Source organism: Collinsella aerofaciens (assembly GCF_964283865.1).
In the GTDB taxonomy this organism is placed as follows: Bacteria; Actinomycetota; Coriobacteriia; order Coriobacteriales; family Coriobacteriaceae; genus Collinsella.
This window is the reverse complement of record NZ_CAXYLS010000023.1, coordinates 1-14,103: the sequence shown is the minus strand read 5'-3', so window position 1 is coordinate 14,103 and position 14,103 is coordinate 1. Positions and strand designations below refer to the sequence as shown.

The window sequence follows — 14,103 nt, the reverse complement described above, 5'->3', positions numbered from 1 at the left end:
TTACGCGGGTGTTAGTCTTGCTATACGAGCGTTTCCAGATGCGCACGCAGACGCTCAGCATCGATATCGAGCGTCGTCTCGGCATTGACTTGGGCCAAACGATAGCCGACAAAGTAGGGCGAAACCACCCAACGCGGCAGCGCCTTGGCAATGGTCCGACCGCCCAGGTGATAGAAGAACAAGTTGTACGACTCCGCGCGACCGCCGTGGTGTTCGTGCAGGATATAGCGCAGGGCCACCTGAATCGCATCGGCAAACAGGTCCGCTTCGGCTTGGTCGCGGGCGTCGTCGCTGGCGGCGATTCCCTGTGGGACTGAAACATTGACCTCAAAGAACCCCATGATCGGTTCGGTTGAGATGTTGACCGAGACTCTCCCCTGTTGCCAGACATTGACGCCTTCGAAATTGGCGGAAGTCAGCGCCGCATAGCCGTCCTCCTGTTCCAAGCCCACAATCTGCATGTGTGGATGGACGAGACTGCCGCCCGAAAGCGGGCCTTTGTTCTTGTACATGAGCACACTGCGGTACTGTTGGGAATCGATCATCTGCTGCCAACAGCCCAGGGCAAACCGCATCACATGATGCAGCTCATCTGGTTCATAGGTCGCCAGGTCGGCGTCGTGATTGGCCGACTCGATCAATACGGTCTGACGGGTGGCCCGCAAGGTCTTGAACTTATTCTCGAGCCAGATGCAGTCACCATCGCGCTGGATGATGTTGGCGAGCCCCTCCGTGTCGCAAAAGGGGCACGCGGTGCCAGGGCGACGATTATCGTCGGGCTTGCCGCTCGCCTGCTGGACGTCAAATACCAGCGCCACGGGTTATACCCCCAGCGGCACGATCTTGGTGCCATGGAGCTCGGAGACGCCTAGCGCCGCCACGACCGCGTCGCGATTTGCCGTAGTGATGCCGCCGCCGGGAAGGATGGTCAAGCGATCGCCCGCATACTCGATTAAACGAGCCAGGTGATCGAAATTATCCTCGATCGACGTACCGGCCGCACCGCCATGTGTGAGGATGCGCGTAACGCCGCAGTCGGCAAGTGTATCAATCGCATCGAGCTGAACCTCGGGCGAGAGCTGGTCAAATGCCATGTGGAAGGTGATGTCAAGGGGCTCGCGCTTGCACTCCTCCGTCGCGCAGCCCGTAGCCATAACGAGGGCGCCGAGGGTGAGCTCGTCGAGCGCCCAGCCGCTGGCACAGGGCTTGCAGCAGCCAAAGACCAGGCCGTCAACGCCGGCACTCACAGCAAGGCCCAGGTCCATCTCCATCATGCGCAGCTCGTCCTGGTTGTAATGAAAGTCGCCACCACGCGGACGAATCATGCACATCACTCGCGCGTCATGCTCGTGAGCGTAACTGACTGTAGCGCTAATAACGCCGGCGGAAGGCGTGGTGCCACCGACGGCAAGGTTGTCACACAGCTCAATGCGCCCCGCACCAGCCTCGATGGCCGCCGGCACTCGCTCAAAGTTCTCGGCGCAAAATTCGTACAGCATAGATAGCCCCCAGAAGACATTTCTATTTCCACACGGCATTGTCGCACGTTAAATAGCAACCCGCACGATGGAACAAAACCTTGACAAGGAGTGTCCCAAAGTGCCGGCACATAAGGAACGTCCCCAGGTGCCACCTTGAGCGATGGGCACTCATTTAAGTACGTCCCCAATGAGTACCCGCAGGGGACAGACAGACCAGACTCCCTATACGACAACTGTTGACATCATATACTATGTGTCATATAGTAGGTGTTACACAGTATACTACGAAAGGAGGTGTGCGGATGGAGGCACAGATGAAGCGCGGCTTCCTCGAGGCCTGCGTGCTCGCGGCCGTCTCGGGCGAGGAATCCTACGGCTATCAGATCGTGAAGGACGTGCCCGCGAGTATGGGACTCACGGAATCCACGCTCTATCCGTTGCTCAAGCGCCTGGAGAAGGCGGGCTGCATCACCGCGCGCTCCGCCGAACACAACGGGCGGCTGCGGAGGTACTACCGCATCACGGACGCCGGGCGCGAGAGTATCGCCGAGTTCCTCGCCGAATGGCCATCCGTGCAGGAGATCTACCGTTACGTGGAGGGGGCGCACCATGACGCGCGATGAGTTCTTGAACCGGCTGGGCGAGCTTCTGGCCTGCCTGCCGGCAGATCAGGTAAAGGAAACGCAGGAGTTCTACGCGGAGGCCATCGCCGACCGTATGGAGGACGGCATGACGGAGGCCGAGGCTGTGGCCGCCATGGGCACGCCCGGTGAGGTCGCCGAGGCAACGCTCGACGAACTGCCCGCCGTGCCGCGCGCGATCGCGAGGACCAAGCGCAAGAGCACGGCACTTCTATGGGCGCTCGCCATCGTGGGCTCTCCGGTATGGATTCCGCTGCTGCTCGCGTTCGTCGCCGTTGCCGCTGCAGTCTACATCTGTATTTGGGTTCTTGCGCTCTGCGTGTGGATCGTGGCCGCGGCATTCGGGGGCGCGGGCCTGGTAGGGCTCCTGTTCGCCGTGGACGGCATCATTATCGGGCATGTTCCGTACGTTTTGGCCTCGATGGGAATGGGATTCGCTTCCATCGGTGTGGCGCTCCTCACGGGAGCAGGCGCCTGGACGGCGTCCAAGCAGATCGCGCGCCTCTCTGCCCTTTGGGCGAAGAAAGCCGTTTCGCCCTTCTGGAAAGATCGAGGCAATAAGAGCCGCATGGGCGCTGAAGCGGCGCCGCTCACGGCATAGGAAGGAGTGCAAACATGTCCAGCGTAAAAAAGATTTACCTTGCCGTAGCGGGTGGGCTTGTTGCCACGGGGCTCGTCCTGGCTGCTATCGGATTTGTGGCCTCCGGCTTTAACCTCGCTGTGTTCAACACGCAGATCGACCTGCGCGATGACACCATCATTCTGGGTGGTGTTGAAATGGACGACCCGACAGGGCTTCCACTCATCGAGCAGCTTGCCGAGGTTGGCGAGATCCATATTGGATCTGCAACGGCTGGTTCGTCTTCTACTCGCAAATGATCGAGCTCGTAGCAGCCATCCCCCTTCGGGCACACCACGACGGGCGTGAGCACGCCGCACTCGGAGCCTTTTGACCTAGTCGTTGGGGACGTTCTTAAACGACTAGTCATTCAAGAACGTCCCCAACGACTACCCCCAACGTCGATGTTTTGGCAACGACAGCGAAAGCCCGCCAGAGCGAGCAAGGTGCCTTGAAACGAGGCGGCATTGACCTTCTGGTCATGCCGCCCTCTTTGAATGACAAGTTGTCGCTCTGGCGTTCGCGCAGCGTCGAGCCGTTACGCGGTTTGGTAAAACCGCGTAACTATCTAGCCGCCCAGGTAGGCTTTGCGGACGTTGTCGTCGTGGAGCAGCTCTTGGCCGCTGCCGGTCATGGTGATCTTGCCGGTCTCGAGCACGTAGCCGCGCGTGGCGATTGAAAGCGCCATCTGGGCGTTCTGCTCGACCAGAAGCACCGTGGTGCCGGCCTTGTGCAGGTCCTCGACAATCTGGAAGATCTGCTCAATCAGAATCGGCGCCAGACCCATGGAAGGCTCATCGAGCATGAGCAGCTTGGGGTTGCTCATAAGGGCGCGCCCCATAACGAGCATCTGCTGCTCGCCGCCCGAAAGGGTGCCGGCGACCTGGCGACGGCGCTCCTTAAGGCGCGGGAACTGCTCGTAGACGCGCTCAAGGCCCGGAGCCACCGTGGACTTGGGCTGCGTGTAGGCGCCCATCTCCAGGTTCTCCTCGACCGTCATCTGCAAAAAGGCGCGACGGCCCTCGGGCACCTGGGCCAGGCCCTTGCCCACCAGTTTATCGGCAGGCGTATGGGTAATGTCCTCGCCCATAAACTTGATGGAGCCGGTCTTGGAACGCAGCAGGCCCGAGACGGTCTTAAGCGTCGTGGACTTGCCGGCGCCGTTCGCGCCGATCAGGGCCACGATCTCGCCCTCGTTGACGTTAAAGGAGATGTCCTTGATGGCGTGGATGGCGCCGTACCAGACGTTGATGTTGTAGACGGAAAGCATCGGCTCTGCCATTTAGTTCTCCCCCTTATCCTGCTTGCCCAGATACGCCTCGATAACAGCGTCGTTATTCTGGATCTCCTCGGCCGTACCCTTGGCGATGACCTTGCCAAAGTTGAGCACGCAGATGCCCTCGCAGATGTTCATGACGAGCGACATGTCATGCTCGATAAGCATGATGGCAATGCCAAAGGTGTCGCGGATCTTGACAATGTTCTCCATGAGCTCCGCGGTCTCGGACGGGTTCATGCCGGCGGCAGGCTCGTCGAGCAGCAGTAGCTTGGGGTTGGTGGCAAGCGCGCGGACAATCTCCAGACGACGCTGAGCGCCGTATGGCAGCGATCCGGCCTGCTCGTTTGCCAGGTGCTCCATATCAAAGATGGACAGCAGCTCCATGGCGCGCTCGTGGGCGGCCTTCTCGTGCTTCCAATACGTCGGCAGGCGCAGCACGCCCTCAAAGCCGGAGTAGCGCTCCTGGTTATGCAGGCCGACCTTAACGTTATCCTCCACCGTCATGGTGTTGAACAGGCGAATGTTCTGGAATGTACGGGCAATACCCATGCGGTTGACCTGATAGACCGACTTGCCCGAGGTGTCCTCGCCGTCGAGCAGGATGGTGCCGTGCGTGGGCTGGTACACCTTGGTGAGCAGGTTGAAGACCGTGGTCTTACCGGCACCGTTAGGGCCGATCAAACCGGCGATCTCGGTCTTACCGATGGTCAGGCTAAAGTCGTCTACTGCCTTAAGGCCGCCAAATTCAATGCCCAAGTGGATGCACTCGAGCGCCGGGCGCTGGCCCAGGTCGCGATCGGGAACGATGGCGCCAGAAGGATACGGGACCATCTTGCCCTTGTTGAACTCAAACTTACTGGGCATCGACTGCCACCTCCTTCTTGGAAGCAAAGCGGTCCTTAATGCGTGCGAAGAACGCCTTGAGCTGCGGGTTGTTGGTAAAGATCATGACCAGGATCAGCACGATGGCGTAGATGAGCATGCGGTAGTCCGAGAACTGACGGAGCAGCTCGGGAAGCACCGTGAGCAACGCCGCCGCGATGACGGAGCCGCGCATATTGCCCAGACCGCCCAGGACCACGAACACCAGGATGAGGATGGACGTGTTGAAGTCGAACTTGGTAGCGGAAAGCTGCGAGAAGTTACCGCCGAAGAGGGCTCCGGCAGCGCCGGCGAGAGCGGCGGAAACCACGAAGGCGATCATGCGGTACTCGGTGACGGAGATGCCCACGGACTCGGCAGCGATCTTGTTGTCGCGCACGGCCATAATGGCACGGCCGGTACGGCTGCGAACCAGGTTGAGTACGATCACGAGCGCAACCATGACCAGGATGGCACCGGCGAGGAAGGTCGAGTACGTCGACACGCCCGAGGCGCCCTGGGCGCCCTTGATGATGGCGGTACCGTCCTCGAGCAGGTGCAGATCGTCGATTGTGGAGTTACCCGTGATGTTAAAGATCACGTGCAGGCCGCGGGAATCGACGCCCACAATGAGACAGGTGACGATCTCTTTGATAATCTCGCCAAAGGCCAGCGTCACGATAGCCAGGTAATCGCCGCTCAGGCGAAGGACCGGGATGCCGATCAAGAAGCCCAGGATAGCGGCAGCGATGGCGCCGACCACGATGCTGATGATAAGGCGCACCGGATCGGAGGGAACGGCGCTCTCGAGGGCGACCGCGGTGACGATGCCCGTGTAGGCGCCGACGCTCATAAAGCCCGCGTGGCCCAGCGACAAGTCGCCCGCGATGCCGACGACGAGGTTGAGGGAGATGGCCATGACGATATAGGCCGTGATGGGAACCAGCTGACCGGCGATCATGCGCGGAATCATGTGGTTGGACTGCATAAAGAACACGATGGCGAACGCCACAAGGCACATGGCGTACGTAACAAAGTCGTGACGCGTCTGCTTGTCTTTAAGAAACTTCATAACGCTCACCTACACCTTCTCGGGGACGTACTTGCCCAAGAGGCCGGCAGGCTTGACGAGCAGGACGATGATCAAAACACCAAAGACGATGGAGTTGGCAAGGCTCGTGGAAATGTAGGCCTGCGCCATCGCCTCGATGATGCCGATGAGAATGCCACCGACAAAGGCACCGGGGATGGAGCCGATGCCGCCGAAAACGGCAGCGTCGAAGGCCTTGATGCCAGGCATGGCGCCCGTGGTGGGCTGCAGGACCGGCGAGTAGGAGCACAGGAGCACACCGGCGATGGCAGCAAGGGCGGAGCCGATAGCAAACGTCATCGAGATGGTGCGGTTGACGTTGATGCCCATGAGCTGAGCGGCGGCTTTGTCCTCGGACACGGCACGCATTGCCTTGCCCATCTTGGTCTTACCTGTAAAGAACATCAGGCCGGCCATGATAACCAGGCAGGCGACGATGGTGACGAGCGATACGGCGCTTACATTGAACTTGGCCAAGAACTCCGGCACCTGGAAGGTGACGAGCGAAGTGAAGTTCTTGGGCGTGGCGCCCCACAGAAGCTGCGCGGCGTTCTGCAGGAAGTAAGACACGCCGATGGCCGTGATCAAAACGGCCAGCGGGCCCGCCTGACGCAGCGGCTTGTATGCCAGACCCTCGATGAGAACACCGAGAACGGTACAGACCACACAAGAGAGAATTACAGATGCCCAGCCCGGGAGGCCGAGATACGACGTGGCGCAGAACGAGACATAGGCACCGACCATGATAACGTCGCCGTGAGCGAAGTTCAGCATCTTGGCGATGCCATAGACCATGGTGTAGCCCAACGCGATGATGGCGTAGACGCTGCCCATGGACAGGCCGTTGACCAGGTATTGGATAAAGACCGTCATGTTCCACATCCCCCTTTCGAATAGGTTTCCAGTTAATGCATGAAACAGGGACGTTACACTGTCCCTAGATACCAAGCAAGCAGGGAAGGCCAAAACCTCCCCTGCTTGGGATCAAAACCGCTCTATGTAAGGCGGCTTATTAGGCCTGTACGTACTTGCCGTCGGTGATGACGTACGCCGTGGGCTCCTTCTGGACCTGGCCCTTATCGTTCCAGGTGAGCTTGCCGGTCAGACCGTCAACGGTAATCTTGAGCATAGCCTTAGGCAGCTTCTCGGCGACCTCGGTCGGGTCGGCGTCGACACCAAGACCGGCCTCCTCGAGGGCCTCGGCCACCGCGTGCACGCCGTCGTAAGCGTCGGCGGCAAACTGGTCCGGAGTCTCGCCATACTTATCCTTGTAAGCGTTGACGAAGTCGGCGTTCTTCTCGTCGTCGGCGGAGAACGGGGTCATGAGCAGCAGACCCTCGGCAAGAGAGGTGTCGAAGCCCTCAACGCCCAGGATGCCGTCCATGCCGTCGCAGCCCATCATCTTGACGTCGTAGCCCATGTCCTTGGCGTTCTTGAGCAGGACGGACGCCGGCGTGTAGTAGATCGGCGCAAAGATCATGGTAGCGCCGGCCTGCTTGGCCTTGGTGAGCTGGTTGGTAAAGCTCGTGGCGGAGTCGTCCTTAAAGGTCTCCTCGTCAACAATCTCGAGCTTGGATTTAGCGGCCTGAACCTTAAAGGAATCTGCGATGCCCGAAGAATAGGCGTCGCCGGAGTTATAGAACAGTACGAACTTCTCGTCCGCATACTTCTGCGCCAGGAACTTGGCAGCGTTGACGCCCTGGTTGGGATCGGTAAAGCAAACCTGGAAGACGCAATCCTTGCCCTTGGTGACGTCCTCGGAGGACGCGGACGGAGTGATCATGAACGTCTCGGGGTCGTTACCGCACTCGGCGGCAACGGCAACCGACGCACCCGTGGTGGTCGGGCCGACGAGGGCCTGCATGCCCCAGTCGAGCAGGGTGTTAAAGGCGTTGACGGCCTTCTCGCCGTCGGCCTGGTCATCCTCGGCCTTGCTGGCAAGCGGCAGCTCCTTGGTCGAGAAATCCTTGCAGCCAAGCTCGACACCCTGGGTAACGGACTTGCCGTAGGACGCGTTGGCGCCGGTCAGCGGGCCGATGGTGCCGATCTTAAACGAAGCGTCGCCCGAAGCGGAACCGCTGTCGCCGCCGTTGGAGGAGCAGCCAGCTAGAATAGACATCGCCCCCAGACCTGCTGCGCTCGCGATAACGCTCCTGCGATTCATAACAGGGTTCAATGACTTACCGGTGAGGCTCGACATGCGGCTCTCCTCTCAAATCTCGTCGGGTTTCGGTTACCCAACAGGCCATCCTTCGCCGTGTTCGGCGTTCGCAAAATAGTAGACGCTTTAGTTGAGAAAAGTGGCGATTATTTCAACTTTTCTTTTGTTTTGTCCGTTTATCCATAATTATGCGTATTTCTATTGGTTTATGCAGTTTAGCCACTTTATTGTGTGAAAGTAATGTTTCCATTCCGTTACAAGCGTCCCTGCCCTGAATAAAACGGCCTCACCGGTCGCACTTTTGCGCACTTAGGCGGCGATGTACTTGCCGTCCTGGATCACATAGGCTGTGGCGGGCTTCTCGACTTGGCCCTCGTCGTTCCACGTGAGCTCGCCCGTCAGGCCCTCGATCTTGATCTTGCGCATGGCCTTGGCAAGATCGCCGGCAATGTCGGCGCCGTCGGCCGTGATGTCGATGTCTGCCTTATCGATAGCCTCGACAATCGCATGGACGCAGTCATAGGCATCGGCGGCAAACTGGTTAGGCGTCTCGTCGTAGGCGTCCTTATATGCCTTGACGAAGTCGGCGTTCTTCTCATCGTCGGCAGAGAACGGGGTCATGAGCAGCACGCCCTCGGCAAGGGAGGTGTCGAAGCCCTCAACGGAGAGCAGGCCGTCCATGCCGTCGGTACCCATGAGGGTCATGTCGTATCCCATGTCCTTGGCGTTCTTGAGCAAAACGGACGCCGGCGTGTAGTAGATCGGCGCAAAGATGAGCGTGGCGCCGGCCTCCTTGGCCTTGGTGAGCTGGTTGGTAAAGCTCGTGGAGGAGTCGTCCTTAAAGGTCTCGGTATCGACGATATCAAGTTTGGACTCCTTGGCCTGCTCGGCAAAGGCATCGGCAACACCCGAGCTGTACGTATCGCCGGAGTTGTAGAACAGGGCGATCTTGGCGTCTGCATACTTCTCGGCCAAGAACTTCGCGGCGCTGGCACCCATGGTGGGATCGGTGAAGCAAACCTGAAAGACCGTTGTCTTATCCTTGGTCACGTCGAGCGACGAGGCCGAAGGCGTGACCATGAGCATATCGTCGGCGATCTCGCCCGAGACAGCGACGGCGGCACCAGTCGTGACGGGGCCGACGAGCGCCTGCATGCCCCAGTCGCACAGGGTATTGAAGGCGTTGATAGCCTTCTCGCCGTCGGCGACGTCATCCTCGGACTTAAGCGAGAGTTTGAGGTCCTTGGTCGAGAAATCCTTGGCGGCAAGCTTGGCACCCTTCTCGGCCGAAACGCCATAGGTTGCCGCGGCGCCGGTCAGAGGGCCGATGACACCGATCTTGAAGGTCTTGCCGTCATCGGCGGTGCCGCCGTCCGAGCCACCCGACGAGCAACCAGCGAGTGCTGCGGTGCTGCCGAGCGCCGCAGCGCCGGCGAGAAAGTTCCTACGGCTGAGCGTGCTGTTGATGTTGAACATGGTGTCCCCCTTTTTTCGCTGGCCGCGGTGCGGCCGTCTTGCGGTACAGGGCAAACCTTATGGCGCAAACGTTGACAGTTTGTTACGGAAGTCCGTTTGTAGCGAGCGTGTTTCCAATGTTTCCGCAGCGTTTCGGGGGTGCCGTTTTGTGCGGCTCCTGTTGCCTGGCGAGCACGCGCCCCCGGTTCACGCTAGAATGCACTCAACCTTTAAGCGGTTTATCCATCCATAAGATGCACGAAGGAGTTATCTATGAGCGAACCCCTGCGCACCGTGAACGTCGGTCTGATCGGTCTGGGAACCGTCGGCGGCGGCGTGGCCCGTCTGATCAAGAGCCACCACGATGAGTACCTGGCAGCCTACGGCATCGACCTTAAGCTGACCCGCGCCTGCGCGCTTGCTTGGGAGCAGGCCGAGGCGGCAGGCATTGAGCGCGAGGCCTTTACGAGCGACTGGCACGATGTCGTCACCGACCCCGCCGTCGACATCGTCGTCGAGCTGATTGGCGGCGAGCATCCCGCAACCGAGATCTTCACCACTGCCTTCGAGAACGGCAAGCATGTCGTCTCCGCCAACAAGGCCCTGCTGGGCCGCCATGTCGAGACGCTTGCCGAGAAGGCACGTGCGTGCGGCGTGCAGATTAAGTGCGAGGCCAGCTGCGGTGGCGGCATCCCCATTGTCAGCACGCTCGAGCACGACCTGGTGGGTAACAAGATCCTGACCATCGCCGGCATCCTCAACGGCACCACCAACTACATCCTGTCGCGCATGGACGCCGAGGGCGCCGATTACGCTGACGTGCTCGCCGACGCCCAGGCTAAGGGCTATGCCGAGGCCGACCCGTCCGCCGACGTCGACGGCTTCGACGCCGCCAGCAAGACGGCAATCCTCGCTTCCATCGGCTTTGGCACCCGCGTGACCACCGACGATGTCTACCAGCAGGGTATCCGTACCATCGGCGCCGAGGACATCGCCCAGGCCCGCGAGCTCGGCTACACCATCAAGCTGCTGGGCATCGCACGCAACACCGACGCCGGCGTCGACGTCCGCGTGCATCCCACGCTGATCCCCGCCGACCACATGCTCGCCAAGGTCAACGGCGCCATGAACGCTGTCTACGTGGTAGGCGACGCCGTGGGCGAGACCATGTTCTACGGTGCCGGCGCAGGCTCCTTCCCCACCGCGAGTGCCGTCGTGGGCGACATCCTGTCGCTCTCCGAGCAGATCAGCCGCGGCGTTGCTCCGCTGCCCGAGATTGAGCCCTATGGTCACAACCTCGCCTTTAAGCCCATGGACGAGCTCCAGACCAAGTACTATGTGCGCCTGAAAGTCGCCGACCGCGTGGGCGCCCTGTCCGAGACGGTCGACATCTTTGCCAAGCACAACATCTCGATCTCGCTCATCAACCAGGTCGAGGACGGCAAATCGGGCGTCAGCGATGCCTGCTCGGTCATCTTCCTAACGCACCGCGCGCTCGAGAAGGACGTCCAGGCTGCCGCCGCCGAGCTTGCCAGCGTCGACTGCGTGGCCGAGGTCGCCAACGTCCTGCGCATCGAGGACGTTGAAGCTTGGACCGAAGGCGTCATGGCGAACTAGCCCAACGCTCGCCTAGCAATACGCGCCTTGAGGGCTCCCGTCCGATGTGGGACGGGAGCCCTTTTGTCACCTGCCCTAAGCACAACGGCAGAGCACATTTGCGCGAGCCGCTCATCGGTAACGCGGGCTACCGTTCACCGATATGCAAACACGGCCGATTCCGGTTACGGCTACGCTGTGTTGCGAATGTCCGCCCGCGATGAGAGGAAGCACCATGTTGCTCGAGGGCAAGAAAGCAATCATCACCGGAGGCACACGCGGTATCGGCTATGCCATCGCCTGCCGTTTTATCGAGGAAGGCGCTGCCGTCACCGTCTTTGGCTCGCGCCAAGAGACTGCCGACACGGCCGTTGAGAAGCTGACAGCCGCCTATCCCGACGCCAAGGTCTGGGGTCGCTCCTGCGATCTCACCTCGCTCGAGGCCGTGACTGAGGCCTTTACGCAGACTGCAGCCGACATGGGCGGCTTGGACACGGTCGTCAACAATGCCGGTATCTCCCAGCGTTCACCCCTCTTGGACTACACGGCCGAGGAGTTCGCAAAGGTCATGGACCTTAACGTCGTCGCCGTCTTTAATGGCCACCAGGCTGCCGCCAAGATCATGACCGAGGCCGGCCACGGCGGCACCATCACTACCACAAGCTCGATGGTCGCCAAGTACGGCCAGCCCTCCGGCGTCGGTTACCCCACGTCCAAGTTTGCCGTCAACGGTATGGTCCAGTCGCTCTCGCGCGAGCTCGCTCCCATGGGCATCCGCGTCAACGCCGTCGCCCCCGGCGTGACTAAGACCGACATGGTCGCCAACCTGCCCGAAGAGGTCATCAAGCCCATCATCGCCACCATTCCGCTGGGTCGCATGGGCGAGCCCGAGGATGTCGCCAACGCCTTTGTTTTCCTGGCGAGCGACATGTCCTCCTACGTCACGGGCGCCGTGCTCCCCGTCGACGGAGCCGCCCGCTCCTAAGGAGCCACAAGCTTTGGCTTCAAGCTTCAACATAGCTCAACCAAAAAGGCGCGCCGTCTGAATCAACTGCAGACAGCGCGCCTTCTCCTGTTATGAAAGGGAAACTATGTCCCAGTATTTCGGATCAGAACGGGGCACGGTTTCCCCCAGGACCTCCTTGCGGAAACTGCATCCCACTCTGAGCGCCCATTCCGGGACACAGCTTCCCGAAGGGCGGCTGAGTCGTGCCATCCTAATCAAAACGCGACCGCATAGCGCCCCTAAGATAACCAGTTCTCATGCTGGAGCAAACGCATCAGGTGGCGTGACCGCTCACCGACATGCAATTTGTTGCACAGTAAAATCGGCTAGTGGCACCCTTATCCTTTATTTAGCGAATAAGTTCAAGGAAGGGAGAATGTCATGCCAAGACGGCAAACACCGCTCGAGGTCATGTTCTCCCTGTTCAAGACTTCATTTACCCTGAGCCATCGCGCATTTGCCGAACTGTTACTATCCGATCTGCCGTTAACAAATGGACAGCCTACCGCCCAAATGGCACAGGACACCAGCTGGCTTTCGCGCACGATTGTGCACTCGCAGCCGGGCTCCCTAGAAGATCGCTACTTTGCCGACTGGTCCTGCGCATCGAATCAAATCCTGCACAAGCTACGGGAAAAAGGGTATTCGAACGCCGACATCTATACCATGATTGCGGCAGCGACTGACACGATGGCTCAAGCGCTCGGTGCCTGTGGGCGTAATGGGCTCCTTTACCGGAACGCCGCCTCGCGCCTCGTCAGCAGCCAGCCAGACAAAGATGACAGGGCTCTTATCTCAATCACGCTCGTTGTTTCGACCGCCTGTTGGTGCGATCCGGCCCGTGCTATCGCGTACATCAGGGACCGCTTTGAATTCGCAGAGAACGTCAGGTCGTTTACCCCCTCAAGTATTTCTTTCTGTCCATGCGATTTAAAACAAACGGGCACCGAACGTGCGATCGGCCTTATCAGGATCGACAACGAACTCGTCGTCGGGGGCCCTTATGTCATTGAGCCTTCTACCATGGGCTCCATCATCGGAGCGCTCGCACTCGAAGACGGCGCTGTCACCGATGTTGGGCTGGATGTCTCCGCCAAGCATCTCCGCATCTTCGCCGAGAACAATGCTTGGTACGCACAAGACCTCGGTTCGACCAACGGCACGCATCTGATTCGAACAGCCGATAACAGCGAACTCGACATCAGCTCCGGCGCACCCGCCCAGCTGTACCCCGGCGACATCCTGCGCCTGGGTCTCAGCACTTCTTTTGCCGTCGTAGCAACGGCGGCTATCTTAGCAAATCCACATCACTAACCATGGAAGCAGGAGGACTATGAGCATCACGGATGTCATCAAATATGAGGGCAATAACCAAACTTTTATCTGGAAACACCCCTCAGAAGACTTCAATACGGGCTCGCAACTCATTGTTCACGAGACCCAAGAAGCAATTTTCTTCCTTAATGGACAGGCCCTGGATTCGTTTGGACCAGGCAGGCATGAACTTGAGACTCAAAATCTACCGTTACTGAACGGCATTTCGAAGATAACGACCGGTGGTGTCAGCCCGTTTCACTCAGAAGTCTACTTTGTTAACCTCATCGAGCAGATGGGCATACGCTGGGGAACCAATTCCAAGATTCAGTTCATGGAACCGACTTATGGATTTCCGCTCTCGCTCGGGGCGTCCGGAGAGATGGCTCTTGCTGTAAAAGAGCCCCGCAGGCTCCTTCTCAAGCTTGTTGGAACCGAAGCTTTGCTCTCCCAGGACAAGCTGATCAGCTATTTCAAAGCTTTCCTGCAAACTCGAGTAAAAACTCATCTGGCACAAGTAATTAGGGGGTGCGGACGATTTCTTGGACCGCGCCTAGGCGTATCCAAGCTTCCTGCGGTACTCCATCGGGCTCAGCCACC

15 protein-coding genes are annotated in these 14,103 nt (G+C 59.6%); 7 read left to right on the top strand and 8 right to left on the bottom strand.

Annotation, left to right across the window (positions count from 1 at the left end; genetic code table 11):
• Nucleotides 1-20 precede the first annotated feature (20 nt).
• Both ACRX4W_RS09310 and ACRX4W_RS09305 read right to left on the bottom strand, forming a co-directional pair.
• On the bottom strand, nucleotides 21-818 hold the full coding sequence (locus ACRX4W_RS09310; protein WP_432300192.1) for a DUF4931 domain-containing protein: 798 nt from the start codon (nucleotides 816-818) through the stop codon (nucleotides 21-23).
• Between the two features lie 3 nt (nucleotides 819-821).
• Nucleotides 822-1,499 carry a copper homeostasis protein CutC gene (locus tag ACRX4W_RS09305; protein ID WP_117774291.1) on the bottom strand — a complete coding sequence of 226 codons (678 nt, stop codon included), beginning with the start codon at nucleotides 1,497-1,499 and terminating at the stop codon, nucleotides 822-824.
• A 284-nt stretch (nucleotides 1,500-1,783) separates the two neighbouring features.
• On the opposite strand from ACRX4W_RS09305, the gene ACRX4W_RS09300 reads away from it, so the two are divergent.
• The 3 genes from ACRX4W_RS09300 to ACRX4W_RS09290 are packed head-to-tail and all read left to right on the top strand — an operon-like array spanning nucleotide 1,784 to nucleotide 3,001.
• Nucleotides 1,784-2,104 carry a PadR family transcriptional regulator gene (locus tag ACRX4W_RS09300; RefSeq protein WP_432300190.1) on the top strand — a complete coding sequence of 107 codons (321 nt, stop codon included), beginning with the start codon at nucleotides 1,784-1,786 and terminating at the stop codon, nucleotides 2,102-2,104.
• A complete protein-coding gene (locus ACRX4W_RS09295) occupies nucleotides 2,091-2,723 on the top strand; it encodes a DUF1700 domain-containing protein (RefSeq protein WP_117655177.1) in 633 nt (210 codons plus the stop codon). The genes ACRX4W_RS09300 and ACRX4W_RS09295 overlap by 14 nt, the downstream gene beginning before the upstream one ends.
• 14 nt (nucleotides 2,724-2,737) lie before the next feature.
• The gene (locus ACRX4W_RS09290; RefSeq protein WP_117734502.1) at nucleotides 2,738-3,001 is read left to right on the top strand and encodes a hypothetical protein; all 264 of its coding nucleotides are present in this window, start codon (nucleotides 2,738-2,740) and stop codon (nucleotides 2,999-3,001) included.
• A 308-nt stretch (nucleotides 3,002-3,309) separates the two neighbouring features.
• Here ACRX4W_RS09290 and ACRX4W_RS09285 read toward each other — a convergent pair whose 3' ends face one another.
• The 6 genes from ACRX4W_RS09285 to ACRX4W_RS09260 all read right to left on the bottom strand — a co-directional run bounded on the left by ACRX4W_RS09285 (nucleotide 3,310) and on the right by ACRX4W_RS09260 (nucleotide 9,608).
• Entirely contained in the window at nucleotides 3,310-4,023 is a 714-nt protein-coding gene (locus ACRX4W_RS09285; protein WP_197032240.1) for an ABC transporter ATP-binding protein, read from the bottom strand.
• The gene (locus ACRX4W_RS09280) at nucleotides 4,024-4,884 is read right to left on the bottom strand and encodes an ABC transporter ATP-binding protein (protein ID WP_089573307.1); all 861 of its coding nucleotides are present in this window, start codon (nucleotides 4,882-4,884) and stop codon (nucleotides 4,024-4,026) included.
• Nucleotides 4,874-5,953, bottom strand: a complete 1,080-nt coding sequence (locus tag ACRX4W_RS09275) for a branched-chain amino acid ABC transporter permease (protein WP_117774290.1) — start codon at nucleotides 5,951-5,953, stop codon at nucleotides 4,874-4,876. Before ACRX4W_RS09275 ends, ACRX4W_RS09280 begins: the two co-directional genes overlap by 11 nt.
• 9 nt (nucleotides 5,954-5,962) lie before the next feature.
• On the bottom strand, nucleotides 5,963-6,844 hold the full coding sequence (locus tag ACRX4W_RS09270; protein ID WP_117582912.1) for a branched-chain amino acid ABC transporter permease: 882 nt from the start codon (nucleotides 6,842-6,844) through the stop codon (nucleotides 5,963-5,965).
• A gap of 139 nt (nucleotides 6,845-6,983) precedes the next feature.
• Entirely contained in the window at nucleotides 6,984-8,171 is a 1,188-nt protein-coding gene (locus ACRX4W_RS09265; protein ID WP_117855262.1) for an ABC transporter substrate-binding protein, read from the bottom strand.
• Nucleotides 8,172-8,441: 270 nt separating this feature from the next.
• Nucleotides 8,442-9,608, bottom strand: a complete 1,167-nt coding sequence (locus ACRX4W_RS09260) for an ABC transporter substrate-binding protein (RefSeq protein ID WP_089573311.1) — start codon at nucleotides 9,606-9,608, stop codon at nucleotides 8,442-8,444.
• Nucleotides 9,609-9,860: 252 nt separating this feature from the next.
• Here ACRX4W_RS09260 and ACRX4W_RS09255 point away from each other — a divergent pair, with 252 nt between their 5' ends.
• From ACRX4W_RS09255 to ACRX4W_RS09240, 4 genes are all read left to right on the top strand, one after another.
• The gene (locus ACRX4W_RS09255) at nucleotides 9,861-11,204 is read left to right on the top strand and encodes a homoserine dehydrogenase (RefSeq protein WP_117655181.1); all 1,344 of its coding nucleotides are present in this window, start codon (nucleotides 9,861-9,863) and stop codon (nucleotides 11,202-11,204) included.
• A 214-nt stretch (nucleotides 11,205-11,418) separates the two neighbouring features.
• The gene (locus ACRX4W_RS09250; RefSeq protein ID WP_117645711.1) at nucleotides 11,419-12,168 is read left to right on the top strand and encodes an SDR family NAD(P)-dependent oxidoreductase; all 750 of its coding nucleotides are present in this window, start codon (nucleotides 11,419-11,421) and stop codon (nucleotides 12,166-12,168) included.
• 402 nt (nucleotides 12,169-12,570) lie between these two features.
• The gene (locus ACRX4W_RS09245) at nucleotides 12,571-13,503 is read left to right on the top strand and encodes an FHA domain-containing protein (protein WP_117774287.1); all 933 of its coding nucleotides are present in this window, start codon (nucleotides 12,571-12,573) and stop codon (nucleotides 13,501-13,503) included.
• 19 nt (nucleotides 13,504-13,522) lie between these two features.
• On the top strand, nucleotides 13,523-14,103 hold a 581-nt coding region (locus ACRX4W_RS09240), incomplete at its 3' end, for an SPFH domain-containing protein (protein ID WP_432300183.1).